The 15,209-nt window shown below is 69.2% G+C and carries 10 protein-coding genes; 4 read left to right on the top strand and 6 right to left on the bottom strand.

Annotated features, from left to right (window positions below; genetic code table 11):
• The coding region (locus CFP71_RS10835) for a DEAD/DEAH box helicase (protein ID WP_208635926.1) at positions 1–1,504 on the bottom strand (1,504 nt) is incomplete at its 3' end.
• Between the two features lie 297 nt (positions 1,505–1,801).
• Between CFP71_RS10835 and CFP71_RS10830 the strand changes: the two genes are divergently transcribed.
• Both CFP71_RS10830 and CFP71_RS10825 read left to right on the top strand, forming a co-directional pair.
• Positions 1,802–3,139, top strand: a complete 1,338-nt coding sequence (locus tag CFP71_RS10830) for a serine hydrolase domain-containing protein (RefSeq protein ID WP_093933706.1) — start codon at positions 1,802–1,804, stop codon at positions 3,137–3,139.
• 25 nt (positions 3,140–3,164) lie between these two features.
• Positions 3,165–4,895: an acyl-CoA dehydrogenase family protein gene (locus CFP71_RS10825; protein ID WP_167406071.1), complete on the top strand. Its 1,731-nt coding sequence runs from the start codon at positions 3,165–3,167 to the stop codon at positions 4,893–4,895.
• A gap of 69 nt (positions 4,896–4,964) precedes the next feature.
• Here CFP71_RS10825 and CFP71_RS10820 read toward each other — a convergent pair whose 3' ends face one another.
• On the bottom strand, positions 4,965–7,349 hold the full coding sequence (locus CFP71_RS10820) for a Tex family protein (RefSeq protein ID WP_167406070.1): 2,385 nt from the start codon (positions 7,347–7,349) through the stop codon (positions 4,965–4,967).
• 161 nt (positions 7,350–7,510) lie between these two features.
• Here CFP71_RS10820 and CFP71_RS10815 point away from each other — a divergent pair, with 161 nt between their 5' ends.
• A complete protein-coding gene (locus tag CFP71_RS10815; RefSeq protein ID WP_093933705.1) occupies positions 7,511–9,007 on the top strand; it encodes a chitinase in 1,497 nt (498 codons plus the stop codon).
• Positions 9,008–9,145: 138 nt separating this feature from the next.
• Here the strand turns inward: CFP71_RS10815 and CFP71_RS10810 are convergent, their stop codons facing one another.
• From CFP71_RS10810 to CFP71_RS10800, 3 genes are all read right to left on the bottom strand, one after another.
• Positions 9,146–10,804, bottom strand: coding sequence for a GMC oxidoreductase (locus CFP71_RS10810; protein WP_093933704.1), 1,659 nt, complete (start codon positions 10,802–10,804; stop codon positions 9,146–9,148).
• Complete coding sequence (locus tag CFP71_RS10805; RefSeq protein ID WP_093933703.1) at positions 10,801–12,258, bottom strand: flavin-containing monooxygenase; 1,458 nt, start codon at positions 12,256–12,258, stop codon at positions 10,801–10,803. Before CFP71_RS10805 ends, CFP71_RS10810 begins: the two co-directional genes overlap by 4 nt.
• A gap of 129 nt (positions 12,259–12,387) precedes the next feature.
• Entirely contained in the window at positions 12,388–13,491 is a 1,104-nt protein-coding gene (locus tag CFP71_RS10800) for a winged helix DNA-binding domain-containing protein (RefSeq protein ID WP_093933702.1), read from the bottom strand.
• Positions 13,492–13,571: 80 nt separating this feature from the next.
• Here CFP71_RS10800 and CFP71_RS10795 point away from each other — a divergent pair, with 80 nt between their 5' ends.
• Positions 13,572–14,600: an AraC family transcriptional regulator gene (locus CFP71_RS10795; protein ID WP_093933701.1), complete on the top strand. Its 1,029-nt coding sequence runs from the start codon at positions 13,572–13,574 to the stop codon at positions 14,598–14,600.
• On the opposite strand, the gene CFP71_RS10790 is transcribed toward CFP71_RS10795, so the two are convergent.
• Positions 14,527–15,204 (bottom strand): TetR/AcrR family transcriptional regulator, encoded by a 678-nt coding sequence (locus CFP71_RS10790; RefSeq protein WP_093933700.1) that lies wholly within the window; start codon positions 15,202–15,204, stop codon positions 14,527–14,529. The two genes, CFP71_RS10795 and CFP71_RS10790, sit on opposite strands and share 74 nt — an antisense overlap.
• Between the last annotated feature and the right edge of the window lie 5 nt (positions 15,205–15,209).

Below are 15,209 nucleotides of genomic sequence, written 5' to 3'. Positions count from 1 at the left end.
GCCCCTGACGAGCCTGGCCGCCCTTGGGCGCGCCTTCGCGACGTCCGGTGGACTCGCCCGCCCGACGGCCCTGACCGGCGGAAGCGCCGCCACGGCGGTCTCCCTCGGAGCGGGGCTGACGCGTGCGGCCGTCCGAGGAGCCACCGCGACGGCCACCGGAAGCTCCACGGCCACCGGCCGAAGGACCACGGCCGCGACCGCCACGGGCACCGCGGCCACCGGCGCCGCGACCGGCGGGACGCTCTTCGTCCTCACCCTTGGCCGGGATGGCCTCGCCGGAGGCGGTGACCTTCTTCGGCCGGGTGTCCACGATCGGCCGCCGCGGCGACGCGGTGAACGAGCGCTCGCCGGGCGCCAGCTCCGACAGCAGCGGATGGCCGGGGCCGAGCTGCGTCGTGGTCGGCTTGATGCCCGCCTTGCGGGTGAGGTCGCGGACGTCGCCGACCTGCGCGTCGGTCATCAGCGTGACGACGGTGCCGGACGCCCCGGCCCGCGCCGTCCGGCCCGAGCGGTGCAGGTACGCCTTGTGCTCGACCGGCGGGTCGGCGTGGATGACCAGTGTGACGTCGTCGACGTGGATACCGCGGGCGGCGATGTCGGTCGCGACCAGCGTCTTCGCCGCGCCGGAGGCGAACGCCTCCAGGTTGCGGGTGCGCGCGGTCTGGCCGAGGTTGCCGTGCAGTTCGACCGCCGGCACCCCGGAGGCCATGAGCTTGCGCGTCAGCTGCTTGGCGCGGTGCTTCGTCCGGGTGAACACCAGCGTGCGGCCCGGCGCGGCGGTGAGGTCGATCAGCACCGGCAGCCGGTGGGTCTCCTCCAGGTGCAGCACGTGGTGCTTCATGGTCGAGACCGGCGACTGCGCCGAGTCGACGCTGTGCGTGACCGGGTCGTGCATGAAGCGCTTGACCAGCACGTCGACACCCGCGTCGAGGGTCGCGGAGAACAGCAGCCGCTGCCCGCGCTCCGGGGTCTCGGCCATGATGCGCCGGACGTCGGGCAGGAAGCCGAGGTCGGCCATGTGGTCGGCCTCGTCCAGCACGGTGATCTCGACGTGGTCGAGCTTCGCCTCGCCGGAGCGCATGTGGTCGGCGAGCCGGCCGGGGCAGGCGACGACGATGTCGACGCCGTCACGCAGCCGGGTGATCTGCGGGTTGGGGCTGACGCCGCCGAAGATGGTCGTGACCTTGAGGCCGAGCGGCTTGGCCAGCGGCAGGAAGGACGCCTCGATCTGGGTGGCCAGTTCGCGGGTCGGCGCCAGGACCAGCGCGCGAGGGCGGCCGGGGCGGCGCCGGGTCGGGCCCGCGGCGAGCCGGGCGAGGACGGGCAGCACGAAGCCGTAGGTCTTGCCGGAGCCGGTGCGGCCGCGGCCGAGGACGTCCCGGCCCGCCAGCGAATGCGGCAGTGTGGCGGCCTGGATCGGGAACGGGCTGGTGACGCCCTGTTCGGCGAGCGCGTCCACGAGAGTTCCGGGCAGGCCGAGTTCGGTGAAAGTAGGTGTGCTCATAAGCGTATGGGCGCGGGTGCGCCCTGGTGTCTCCGTAAGGATAGAAAGGGTTGTCCTGCCCGGCGCAGACCTCGGGGGCCGCGGCGCGTGGTCTTCGACAACGAAACGCGGCCCGAGGCAGAACTGAGCGGACCGCAACATCAGTGTACCCGGTTCGTGATCTCCCGGGCTACGTGATTTCCCCCGCACGCGGATCGCACCCACCGACGAAGCGGGCGGGCGATGTTCGTCGGTTTCCACGATTCGGCGGGGGTGCCGCGGTGAAACGCTGGCCTGACCGGACGAAAGGGGACACGGGTGTCGAACGTTCAGGAACTGCAAGGGGTACTCGACGAGGAGGCTCGCGGGGCGGCCGTCCCCGGGGCCGTGGTGGGGGTGACGTACCGGGGCGAGGAGTCGGTGTTCGCCACCGGAGTGTCCAGTGTGGACACCGGACTGCCGGTCGATCCCGGGACGCTGTTCATGATCGGCTCCACCAGCAAGACCTTCGCCGCGGCCGCCGTACTCGCCCTGGTCGAAGACGGCGCGCTCGACCTGGACAAGCCGGTCGTCGAGTACCTCCCGGATCTCCGCCTGGCGGATCCGGAGGCACGCGGGAAGGTGACCCTGCGGCATCTGCTCACCCATTCCGCCGGATTCCTCGGCGACGTCGACCTCGCCACCGGATGGGGTGACGACGCGCTGTCCCTCGCCGTCGACCGGTTCGGCGAGTTGCCGCAGAACTTCGCCCCCGGCGAGGTCTTCTCCTACTGCAACGCCGGATTCCAGCTGGCCGGACGGGTCGTCGAGGTGGTGGCGGGCGAGGCGTTCGAGGACGTGGTCCGCGTCCGGCTGCTCGAACCGCTCGGCATGACCGAGTCGTATTACCTGCCGTGGGAAGTGCTCACCCGCCGTCACGCCGTCGGTCACGTGGTGCGTGACGGCGCACCCGCTGTCGAGCACACCGTGGGCCTGACCCGTTCGAGCAGCGCGAGCGGCGGCCTGTGGTCCACGGCGGGCGACCAGCTGAAATGGGCCCGGTTCTTCCTGACCGGCGAGGCCGAGGGCAAGCCGCCGATCAGCGATGCCACCCGTGACCTCCTGCGCGCGCCGCAGCGCGGGGCGGCGCTGCCGTTCGAAGAGGTCGGGCTCAGCTGGCTGCGTACGCGTCACGGCGACGCGCGGCTGGTCCGGCACGGCGGCAACGTGAGCAACCTCCAGCTGTCGGAGTTCGTGACCCTGCCCGAAGAGGACTTCGCGGTCACCGTGCTGACCAACAGCGTGGGTGGCGGGGTGCTCGGCCCCCGGGTCGTCGACTGGTGCCTGGAGAACCTCGTGGGACTGCCGCCGATCGCGAGCGCCGCGCCGGTGCGCCTGCCGGACTTCGCCGACTACCTCGGCCGTTTCGAGACCGGTGACCTGGGGTTCGAGGTCACCGATCGCGACGGCGCGCTGTGGGGGCAGATGGTCGTGAACGTCGAGGACATCCCGTCCCCGCCCGCCTTCGAGGTCGTCTTCGTCGGTGAAGACGTGCTGGCCAAGGCCGCCGACCCCCGCAAACCCGCCGCCCGCTTCCTGCGCGACGAGCGTGGACGGGTGACTTCGATCGAGTTCGGTGGCCGGACGGCGAAGCGAGGCGCTACGGTTACCGGGTAGTAACTTCGGCTGACCAGGAGTGACCATGAGCGAAAAGGCGACCGCGTTGTTGCTGAACCCGGGTGGGTACGACCCACGGCAGTTCGACCCGGAGACGCGTCGCCTGCTGCGTGCCACCATCGAGTGGTTCGAACAGCGCGGCAAGCGCAAGCTCGTCGAGGACTATCACGACCGGACCTTCTACGCGGACTTCATCGAGTTCGCGGGCAAGGAAGGCTTGTTCTCGACGTTCCTCACTCCCGGCGCGAACGCCGAGGGGAACCCCGACAAGCGCTGGGACACCGCGCGGGTCGCGGCCCTGTCGGAGATCCTCGGCTTCTACGGCTTGAACTACTGGTACCCGTGGCAGGTCACCATCCTCGGCCTGGGCCCGGTGTGGCAGAGCGCGAACGAGGCCGCCCGCAAACGCGCGGCGGACTCGCTCGCGGCCGGCGGCGTCGCCGCGTTCGGACTGTCCGAAAAGGAGCACGGGGCCGACATCTACTCGTCGGACCTCGTGCTCACCCCGGACGGTGCGGGCGGCTACCGCGCGAACGGGTCGAAGTACTACATCGGCAACGGGAACTGCGCGCGGACCGTGTCGGTGTTCGGCCGTATCGACGGTGTCGAGGGCCCGGACCAGTACGTGTTCTTCTACGCGGACTCGGAACACCCGAACTACCGCGTGGTGAAGAACGTCGTCCCGTCGCAGATGTACGTCGCCGAGTTCGAGCTCGACGACTACCCGGTGTCCGAAGAGGACATCCTGCACGTCGGCGCCGAAGCGTTCTCCGCGGCGCTGAACACGGTCAACATCGGCAAGTTCAACCTGTGCTTCGGCGGCATCGGGATGTCGACGCACTCGCTGTACGAGGCGATCACGCACGCGCACAACCGGGTGCTCTACGGCAAGAAGGTCACCGATTTCCCGCACGTGCGCCGGGAATTCGTCGAGGCCTACACGCGGCTCGTCGCGATGAAGCTGTTCTCCGACCGCGCCGTGGACTACTTCCGCAGCGCGAACGCGGACGACCGCCGGTACCTGCTGTTCAACCCGATCACCAAGATGAAGGTGACCACCGAGGCGCAGAAGGTCATCGGCCTGGTCGCGGATGTGGTGGCGGCCAAGGGGTTCGAGGCCGACACCTACCTCGCGATGTCGAAGAACGACATCGACGGCCTGCCGAAGCTCGAAGGAACGGTGGCGGTGAACCTCGCGCTGATCGCGAAGTTCGTGCCCGCGTACCTGTTCGCGCCGCAGGACTACGAGCCCGTGCCGACGCGGACCGACGCCGCCGACGACGAGTTCCTGTTCCGCCAGGGCCCCGCGCGCGGGCTGTCCAAGGTGCGGTTCCACGACTGGCGCCAGGCCTATGCGAAGGCGTCGGCGATCCCGAACGTCGCGCGGTTCACCGAGCAGGCCGAGGCGCTGGTGAAGCTGTTCACCGACGCGGCCCCGGACGAGGCGCAGCAGCAGGACCTCGACTTCGGGCTCGCGCTGACCGAGCTGTTCACACTGGTCGTCTACGGGCAGCTGGTGCTGGAGCAGGCGGAGATCACCGGCATCGAGACCGAGGTCGTCGACCAGATCTTCGGGATCCTGGTGCAGGACTTCAGCGTCGCCGCGATCGACCTGCACGGGAAGTCTTCGTCGACGGAGGCGCAGCAGGCGCTCGCGCTGGCGTCGATCCGGAAGCCGGTCGTGGACGCGGCCCGCTTCGACCACGTGTGGTCCCTCGTCCGCGATCTCTCCGGTGCCTACGCGATGAACCCGTAGTCCGAGTACATGAAGGCCCCCATCCTTGCGCCTAGGTACAGGATGGGGGCCTTCATGTACTTCTGAGCCCTACTTGCCGAAGCCGGCCTTCCGGAGCGCGTCCGCCATGGCGCCACCGCCGCCACCGCCGGAGTTCCCGCCCCGGCCGCCGCGGTTGCCGCCACCCTGGCGCTGCCCGCCCTGGCCGCCGCGCTGTCCGCCACCTTGACGCTGGCCGCCTTGGCCGCGGTCACGGCCGCCCTGCTCGCGAGCGGGCTTGCCGGGCTCGTCGTCCAGGCGCAGCGTCAGCGAGATCCGCTTGCGCGGCACGTCGACCTCCAGCACCTTCACCTTGACGATGTCGCCCGGTTTCACGACCTCACGCGGGTCCTTGACGAAGTTCTTCGACAGCGCCGAGACGTGCGCGAGCCCGTCCTGGTGCACGCCGACGTCGATGAACGCGCCGAACGCGGCCACGTTCGTCACGACGCCTTCCAGCCGCATCCCCGGCTTGAGGTCGCCGATCTTGTCGACGCCCTCGGCGAAGGTCGCGGTCTTGAACGCCGGACGAGGGTCGCGGCCCGGCTTGTCGAGCTCGGCGAGGATGTCGGTCACCGTCGGCAGGCCGAAGGTGTCATCGACGAACTCGGTCGGCTTCAGCGCCTGCAACGTCCGCGTGTTGCCGATCAGCGAACGGATGTCCGTACCGGTCGAGGACAGGATCCGCCGCACCACCGGATAGGCCTCCGGGTGCACCGAGGACGAGTCGAGCGGGTCGTCGCCGTCCGGGATGCGGAGGAAGCCCGCGCACTGCTCGAAGGCCTTGGGGCCGAGCCGCGCGACCTCCTTGAGCCCGGTCCGGGTCTTGAACGGCCCGTTCTCGTCGCGGTGCGCGACGATGTTCTCCGCCAGCGTCGTCGTGATGCCCGAGACGCGGGTCAGCAGCGGCGCCGACGCGGTGTTGACGTCCACGCCGACCGCGTTCACGCAGTCTTCGACCACCGCGTCGAGCGAACGCGACAGCGAGATCTCCGACAGGTCGTGCTGGTACTGCCCGACGCCGATCGACTTCGGGTCGATCTTCACCAGTTCCGCCAGCGGGTCCTGCAGCCGCCGCGCGATGGACACCGCGCCGCGCAGCGAGACGTCCATGCCCGGCAGTTCCTGCGACGCGAACGCCGACGCCGAGTACACCGACGCGCCCGCCTCGGAGACGACGGCCTTGGTCAGCTTCAGTTCCGGGTGCTTCTTGATCAGCTCGCCGGCGAGCTTGTCGGTCTCGCGCGACGCGGTGCCGTTGCCGATCGAGATCAGGTCCACGTCGTGCCGTGCGCACAGGGCGGCGAGTTCGGCGATGGACTGGTCCCACTTGTTCGCCGGCTGGTGCGGGTAGATCACGTGGGTGGCGACGACCTTGCCGGTCGCGTCGACCACGGCGACCTTGACGCCGGTGCGGAAACCCGGGTCGAGGCCCATCGTGGCGCGGGTGCCCGCCGGGGCGGCGAGCAGCAGGTCGCGCAGGTTCGCGGCGAACACGCGGACGGCGTCGTCCTCGGCGGACTGACGCAACCGCATCCGCAGGTCGATGCCCAGGTGCAGCAGGATCTTCGTCCGCCACGCCCAGCGGACGGTGTCGCCGAGCCACTTGTCGCCGGGACGGCCTTCGTTGGCGATGCCGAACTTGTGCGCGATGCGGTTCTCGTACTCGGTCGGCCCGGTCTTCGGCTCCTCGGAAGGCTCCTCCGACTCCATCGTGAGGTCGAGGATCTCCTCCTTCTCGCCGCGCAGCATCGCGAGGATCCGGTGCGAGGGGAGCTTGGTGTAGGGCTCGGAGAACTCGAAGTAGTCGGAGAACTTCGCGCCTTCTTCGGCCTTGCCGTCGCGGACCTTCGAGGCCAGGCGGCCTTCGGACCACATCTTCTCGCGCAGCTCGCCGATGAGGTCGGCGTCCTCGGCGAAGCGTTCGACGAGGATCGCGCGGGCGCCGTCCAGCGCGGCCTGCGCGTCCGCGACACCCTTGTCGGCGTCGACGAACACCGCGGCGGCGGCCTGCGGGTCGGTGTTCGGGTCGTTCATGAGCCCGTCGGCGAGCGGCTCCAGACCGGCCTCGCGGGCGATCATCGCCTTCGTCCGCCGCTTGGGCTTGTACGGCAGGTAGATGTCCTCGAGGCGGGACTTGGTGTCCGCCGCCATGATCGACGCTTCGAGCGCCTCGTCCAGCTTGCCCTGGCTGCGGATCGACTCCAGCACCGCGACCCGGCGCTCGTTGAGTTCCCGCAGGTAGCGGAGGCGTTCTTCGAGCGTGCGCAGCTGGGCGTCGTCCAGCATCCCGGTGACTTCCTTGCGGTACCGGGCGATGAACGGCACGGTCGATCCGCCGTCCAGCAGGTCGACGGCCGCCTTGACCTGCCCCTCGCGCACGCCGAGTTCTTCGGCGATCTTCTGCTCGACTGTCTGCAGGCCCTGCACGCTCACTCCCACGCTCCTGAATCCGCCCTCGGGTGCTCTCGGACCCTGCATTCTGCCGCTCGTGCCGAGCCGACTTTCGTATGGCCTCCCCTAAGCGAACCCTTGACAGGTGGATTGGTCTGTACCATTTTGATGTGGCCGACATCACCCGTTCGTGGAGGCCAGTAGTGAAAGTCAAGCCGAAACACGCGTTCCTCGCCCTGCTGTCGTCACTGGCCGTGTGCCTGGGGGTGACTTTCGCGGTCTCGGGCAGCGCCTCGGCCGCCAACATCCTGACCAACCCGGGCTTCGAACTCGGGACCACGAGCGGCTGGAACTGCTCCGGTACCTCCTCGGTGGTCAGCACGCCGGTCCACTCGGGCAGCCGCGCGCTCAGCGCCACCCCGGCCGGACAGGACAACGCCCGCTGTTCGCAGAGCGTGTCCGTCAAGCCCAACACCGCGTACACGCTGTCGGCCTGGGTGCAGGGCAGCTACACCTACCTGGGTGTCACCGGCACCGGAACGGGTGACAAGAACACCTGGACCCCGGGCGGCGCCAGCTGGTCGCAGCTGTCGCTGAACTTCACCACCGGCGCGTCCACCACCAGCGTCGAGATCTACCTGCACGGCTGGTACGGCCAGCCCGCGTACTTCGCCGACGACGTCAACCTCGACGGCCCGGGCGGCTCGCCCACCACGACGCCGACGACGACCACGTCGTCGCCCACCACCAGCACCTCGCCGACCACGTCGAACCCGCCGACGACCACGACGACCAACCCGAACCCGGGCGACCTGCCGAAGCACGTGATCACCGGGTACTGGCAGAACTTCTACAACGGCGCGAAGGCGCTCAAGCTCGCCGACGTCCCGACGAAGTACAACATCATCGCGGTGTCCTTCGCGGACGCGACGACGACGCCGGGCGCGGTCACCTTCACCCTCGACTCCGGTCTGTCGAGCCAGCTCGGCGGCTACACCGACGCGCAGTTCAAGGCCGACATCAAGACGGCGCAGGCGCGCGGGCAGAAGGTCATCCTGTCCGTCGGCGGCGAGAAGGGCACGATCCGCGTCGACTCCTCGGCCGCGGCGACGAACTTCTCCAACAGCATGAAGTCGCTCATCGCGAACTACGGCTTCGACGGCGTCGACATCGACCTCGAGAACGGCGTCAACGCCACTTACATGGCGCAGGCGCTGCGGGCGATCCACGCGGGCGGCGGCACGGTCATCACTATGGCGCCGCAGACGATCGACATGCAGAGCACCGGCGCGGAGTACTTCAAGCTGGCGCTGAACGTCAAGGACATCCTGACGATCGTCAACATGCAGTACTACAACAGCGGCGCGATGCTCGGCTGCGACCAGAAGGTCTACTCGCAGGGCACGGTCGACTTCCTCACCTCGCTGGCCTGCCTCCAGTTGCAGGGCGGCCTGCGACCCGACCAGGTCGGGCTCGGCCTGCCCGCCTCGGGTTCGGCCGCGGGCGGCGGCTACCAGGCGCCCGGCAACACGGTCAACGCGCTGAACTGTCTCGCGAAGGGCACGAACTGCGGTTCGTTCAAGCCGTCGACGACGTACCCCACGATCCGGGGCGCGATGACCTGGTCGATCAACTGGGACGCCTCGCAGGGCTACGCGTGGTCGAACACGGTGAGCGCGGGCCTGGCCGGCCTCCCGTGATGATCGCCTAGACCGGGGCGGGGCACCGTTGTCGCGCGGGCGACGGTGCCTCGCCCTTTCCATTTCACGCGTTTCGTCCTCTGGATGCGGTAGTTGGCAGGGCGAACTACCGCATCCAGAGGACGAAACGCATGCGGGTCAGAGGGGCGTGAGCGGCAACCGCAGGGCCGCCGGGGCCTCGGGAGGAACGACCGGCTTCAGCGGAGCGACGGGGGACAGCCGCCGGTAAGGGGAGCCGAGCGGCGGCCGCGGGTCCGCCTCACCTTTGTTGGGCCACAACGACATCGCGCGTTCCGCCTGCGCGGTGATGGTCAGCGACGGGTTCACCCCCAGGTTCGCCGAGATCGCCGACCCGTCGGCGATGTGCAGCCCCGGGTAGCCGTGCACCCGCTGGTACGGGTCGACGACGCCGGTCTCGGCGCTCTCGCCGATCGCGCACCCGCCGATGAAATGCCCGGTGATGGGGATGTTCGCCAGATCCGTCCACGCGCCCTGCGCGAGCCCGCCGATCTTGTCCGCCACCCGCCGGGTGACCTCGTGCCCGGCCGGGATCCACTCGGGGTTCGGGTCGCCGATGCCCTGTTTCGTGGTCATCCGGCGGCCGAAGGGCCCGCGTTTCGTGTACGTGGTCACGGAATTGTTCAGCGTCTGCATCACCAGCAGCCCGACCATCCGCTCCGACCAGCGCCGCGGGTTGTGCAGCCGCACGAGGTTCCGCCGGTTCCGCCACAGCTCGCGCACGCCGAGCGCCCACCGGCGCTTGCCCGGTTCGGCGTCGACGAGCACCGTCGTCAGCAGGCCCATGAAGTTGCTGCCCTTGCCGTAGCGCACCGGTTCGACGTGCGTGACGGCGTCGGGATGGATCGACGACGTGATCGCGACGCCGCGGGTGAAGTCCGTGTCCTTCCGCAGCGACCGCGCGGCGAGCACGGCCTCGGAGTTCGTCCTGGCGAGCAGACCCAGGCGCGGTGACAGCCCCGGCAGCGTTCCGGAGTCCTTCGACGAGTGCAGAAGCCGTTGGGTGCCCAGGGACGCGGCGGCGAACACGACCTGCTCGGCGGTGAAGGTCCGGCGGGCCCAGCGCCCGGTCCGGACGGTGTCGATCGCGTACCCGCCGTCGATCGGCCGCACCGACACCGCGGTGGTCAGCGGATGGACCTCCGCGCCCGCTTTCTCGGCCAGGTACAGGTAGTTCTTGACGGTCGTGTTCTTCGCGCCGACACGGCAGCCGGTCATGCACTCGCCGCAGTGCGTGCACGGATTCCGTCGTGGGCCCTCGCCACCGAAGTACGGGTCGACGTCACGCTTCCCGAAGTACACGCCGACCGGGGTCGGCCGGTAGGTGTCCGCGATGCCCATGTCCTCGGCGACCTCGCGCAGTACGTTGTCCGCCGGGGTGACCAGCGGGTTTTCCGTCACGCCCAGCATCCGCTTCGCCTGGTCGTAATGCGGGGCGAGCTCGGCTTTCCAGTCGGTGATGTGGGCCCACTGCGGGTCTTCGTAGAAGGTGTCCGGGGGTTCGTAGAGCGTGTTCGCGTAGACGAGCGAACCGCCGCCGACCCCCGCGCCGCTCAACACGAAGGTGTTCTTCAGCAAGGTCAGCCGCTGGATCCCGTAGCAGCCCAGTTTCGGGGCCCACAGGTACTTCCGCAGCCGCCACGAGGTCTTCGCGAACTCGTCGTCGGCGAACCGGCGGCCGGTCTCCAGCACACCGACGCGGTAACCCTTCTCGGTGAGCCGCAACGCGGTCACGCTGCCGCCGAAACCGGAGCCGATCACCAGCACGTCGTAGTTCATCGCGGTCCCGCCGTCCGGTAGTCGCCGAGGTCCAGCGTCTTCGTCCGGCGGTCGTACTCGGTCACCAGACCCGGCCAGTTCGTGCTCACGCGGCCGTCGTCCTGGCGGTACCAGCTGGCGCAGTCCGTCCAGACACTGTCGCCGAGCCGTCCCTGGACCTCGTCGTCGTACCGCTGCTCGACCTCCGGGACGACGTCCATATAGGACACTTCGGGGCGGCTCAGGTGCTCGACGGCCTGGCGGATGTAGCGGGCCTGCCGTTCGATCATGTAGATGATGGAGCCCGCGCCGAGGTTCGTGTTGGGCCCGTAGACGCAGAACAGGTTCGGGAACCCCGGCACGGTCATGCCGAGGTACGCCCGCGCGCCGCCTTTCCACGCGTCGGACAGCGACCTGCCGCCGAGACCCTCCACCTTGATCTCGCCGAGGAAGTCCTTGGCCGCGAATCCGGTCCCGTAGACGATGACGTCGGCCTCGTGCTCGACACCGTCTTCGGTGAGCACTCCGGACGGCGTGATCGCGCTGATGCGCCGGGTCTCCACGGCGACGTTGTGCTGTGCGAGCGCGGGCAGGTAGTCGTTGGTGAACAGGATCCGCTTGCAGCCCAGCGGATAGTCCGGGGTGAGTTTCTCGCGCAGCGCCCGGTCCTTGATGTGACGGCGGCGCAGCTGGGCCGTCCGTAGTTCGAAGACCTTGGCCAGGAAAGGATGTTTGGTCATCGCGTAGGTCGCGTACTCGGCGAGGAGGAAGATCCGGAGCCTGCCGAGCAGTTGCGTGGCCGGGAGGTGCCGGAACAGCCGCTGCTGCCAGCGCCGGTAGTGGGTGTCCCGTTTGGCCATGATGTACGGCGCGGTCCGCTGGAACACCGTCAGCTCGCCCGCCTGGCGCTGGAGTTCGGGCACGAACTGGATCGCGCTCGCGCCGGTGCCGATCACCGCGACCTTCTTGCCGCGCAGGTCGACGTCGTGATCCCAGCGGGCGGAGTGGAAACTGATGCCCTCGAAGGACTCCTGACCGGGGATGTCCGGCTGGGCCGGTCGCGAGAGCTGGCCGACGGCGGGGATGAAGACGTTCGCTTCGAACGTCTCGCCGCCCGCGGTCTCGACCCGCCAGAGCCCGCGTTCCTCGTCGAAGGCCGCGCCGGTGACGCGGGTGTCGAAGCGGATGTGCGGTTCGAGACCGTAGCGGCGCACCACGCGTTTGAGGTAGTCGTGGATATCCGGTTGCAGCGAGAAGCGCTTCGGCCAGTCGGGATTGGGCTCGTAGGAGAACGAGTACAGCGGCGACGGGATGTCGCAGCCCGCGCCGGGATACGTGTTCTCCCGCCAGACGCCGCCGGGTTCGGAGGCGCTCTCCAAGATGGTGAAGTCGTCGAACCCGGCCCGTTTGAGCTCGATCGCCATCCCGACTCCGCCGAAGCCCGTCCCTACGATCAGCACGCTCGTCTCGCCCATGCCGATCGAAGGTACGCACCGCGCTCACCGCTCGGAAGTGCACAAACGGACACTCAATCGAGATTTTCGGCCACGCCCTCCTGCGTTTCGTCCTCTGAATGCGGTAGTTCGCGTTGTCAACTACCGCATTCAGAGGACTAATTGCACCGAGTGGCTCTCGGCCTTCGGGTGGGCCCAGGCCAGGAGGCGGTACGCGGAGCTTTCGAGGGTGTCCAGATCCCGCTTCGGGACGCGCTCGAACGGCGTGATCACCACCGAAGCCGCCTTCTTCACCGACTTGATCTCCCAGAAGCCCTTCACCGACCCGTCGACCAGGATGGTGCCCTTGACCAGGCCGTTCTGTGTGATGACGGTCTTGCGGTACTCGTCGCTGATCACCCGGGTGCGGTCGGCGTAGGACAGGACGGTCTGGTCGAACGGCCCCAGCAGCCGGGCCGGCGCGGGAGTGTCCGGATCCGGGCGAGGGGCATCGGGCAGGTCGAAGAGTTCGCGGCCGTTCTCGTCACGGAACGTCCGCAGTTCCGGCCGCAGCCGCTCGGCGACCTCACCGAGCTTCGTGATCCCGGCCCACGCCTGCGCGTCCTGCACACTGGCCGGCCCGAACGCGGCCAGATAGCGCCGGAACATCGCTTCGGGGGACAGCGACTCGTCCGGTTCGGCGCCGAGCCAGTCCCCGGTGGTCTGATACGTCGGCTGCCCCGACTTGCCCCAGACACCGCGCGGCGGGATCTGCACCAGCGGCAGCAGCGCCCGCGCGACGTGCACCAGCGACGACGGCGCCACGCCCTCCCAGTGCTTCGCGAGTTCGGCGCCGAGCCCGGCGGACGAAAGCGGCCGTTCGCCGAGCAGTTTGCGGGCGGTGCGGGCGATCTCCTGGTGGTCGAGGTCCTTGATGTCGGGGCCGAACTGGGTGTTGCCGAGCACCGCGCGGTCGTAGAGGGGCTGCACGATCGGCCGCCACGCCAGCGCGTCGGACGGCGTCACCAGGTGCACCGTGCCGCGCATGAGCGCGATCCGCACGACACTCTTGTCCAGCAGCAGGCTCGCCAGGTCTTCCTGGCTGAAGCCGTGCAGCCGCGTCCACAGCGCGAAGTACGGCGGGTTCGGCGCCTGCGCCTGCAACCCGGCGAGATGCTCGACCGCTTCGAGCGCGGTCATCTTCGAACGCCGGAGCAGCAGTTGCCGGTCCAGCATGGCGCGGTTCAGCGCGCGCCTGCTCAACGTGTCGGACATGCCGCTCACCCTAATCAGGATCAAGGACAGTTATGGTCCTCAATGCGCCGGTCGTTGCCCGGGGATCCATAATCCCGGCCATGGAACTACCGCCGCCGGTGATCCGCGACTGGGACTACCCGCGCGGGACGGCGAGCATCGTGCTCATGGCCCGCTTCGCCGCCGAGAACGGCGTCGCGGGATTGGAGTCCTACGAGCACGCCCCGATCGACGGCCAGGTCGACGCGCGCCAGGAGTTGGCGGTGGTCCGGAGCCTGGTGCGCGGGCTCGGCGGCGGGGACGACGTCGCGCTGCGGCTGAGCAGGCGATACCGCGTCAGCGCCTTCGGCATCTTCGGTTTCGCGTGCATCAGCAGCCCGACGCTGGGCGACGCGATGCGGTTCGCCCTGCGGTACCTGGACCTGAGTTTCACGTTCTGCATCCCGCACGTGACCGTCGAAGCCGGGCGGCTCGCGCTGACCATGGACGACAGCCGCGTGCCGGGCGACGTCGCCCGTTTCCTGGTGCTACGCGACCTCGGCGCCATCCACACCGTCATGCGCGACATCCTGCCGGAAATCTCCCTGCGCTCGCTGGCTTTCCGGCACGACAAACCCTCCACTGTGGACGAATACGTGCGGACCTTCGGGCTCGCGCCGTCGTTCTCGGCGTCGTCACAGGTCGCGACCCTGGATCCGCTGTTCCTCGACAAGCCCCTGCCGCAGGCCAACGATCAGACGGTCGCGGTCTGCGCCGCGCAATGCGATCTGCTGGTGTCGCGGAAACGCGAGCGATCCGGGATCGCCCAGCAGGTCCGGGAGCGGCTGGTGCGCCTCGGCGGGGTCGACGCCGGGATGGAGGAGGTCGCGCGGCGGCTCGCGCTCAGCCCGCGCACGCTGCGACGCCGGCTGTTCGAGGCCGGGACCGGCTACCGCGCGCTGCTGGACGAGGTCCGCCAGGCCCTCGCCGAGGAGATGCTGGACACCGGCGCGCTCAGCGTCGAGGACGTCGCGCTGCGGCTGGGCTACGCCGAGGCGTCGAGTTTCATCTACGCCTTCAAGCGCTGGAAGGGGATGACGCCGGCGGCTTACGCCCGGCGGAACGCGTTGCGAGCACGGCCGGGTAGGTGACCCGCAGCAGGTGCAGGATCGAATCGGTGAGGAAGACCCGCAGCTCGTCCCGGCCGAGCGTGCCGCGGACCAGCCATTCGCGTGACGCGGCGCGCAGCATCCCGCCGTACGACCGGATCATCGCGCGGAGCTCTTCGCGACCCTCCGTGACGTCACTCATCAACGCGGCCGCGAGCACCCTGTCGGCGGCGATCTCGTCACCCTCCAACATGATCCGCTCGATGTCCGGGTCACGGCCGACGGCCTCCGGCCCGATCGCCGTCAGCCACGCCTGTTCGTTGCGCTCGACGACCTCGATCCAGTGCCGGACGCTGATGGCGAGCCGCTCCTCGGCGGTCGTGTCGGGGAGGTTCTCGATCACCGGCGCCGGGACGATCATCATCTGCCGGACGACTTCCAGGTACAGCTCGCGCTTGCCGCCGAAGTAGTGGTTGATCAGCGGCCTCGCCACCCCGGCCGCCTTCGCGATTTCCGAGGTCGAAACCGATGCGTAGGTGCCCTCGCCGAACAGCCGCCGGGCCGCCGCCAGGATCTCGGCGCGCCGGGCCGCCGGTTCGAGGCGGCGCCGACCTGAGAGAACGGGTGTCTCCGGATCGGTGTTCACGGTCC

The organism is Amycolatopsis thailandensis, from assembly GCF_002234405.1.
Lineage (GTDB): Bacteria > Actinomycetota > Actinomycetes > Mycobacteriales > Pseudonocardiaceae > Amycolatopsis > Amycolatopsis thailandensis.
Note: the sequence above shows the minus strand (reverse complement) of the source record. Positions and strands in the feature narration are given on the sequence as shown.

Bases quoted from the DNA above. Each gene is read 5' to 3' on its own strand.
- CFP71_RS10825 (WP_167406071.1), top strand. From the start codon at position 3,165: ATGAGCGAAAAGGCGACCGCGTTGTTGCTGAACCCGGGTGGGTACGAC.
- CFP71_RS10810 (WP_093933704.1), bottom strand. From the start codon at position 10,804: ATGAACTACGACGTGCTGGTGATCGGCTCCGGTTTCGGCGGCAGCGTG.
- CFP71_RS10805 (WP_093933703.1), bottom strand. From the start codon at position 12,258: ATGGGCGAGACGAGCGTGCTGATCGTAGGGACGGGCTTCGGCGGAGTC.
- CFP71_RS10800 (WP_093933702.1), bottom strand. From the start codon at position 13,491: ATGTCCGACACGTTGAGCAGGCGCGCGCTGAACCGCGCCATGCTGGAC.
- CFP71_RS10795 (WP_093933701.1), top strand. From the start codon at position 13,572: ATGGAACTACCGCCGCCGGTGATCCGCGACTGGGACTACCCGCGCGGG.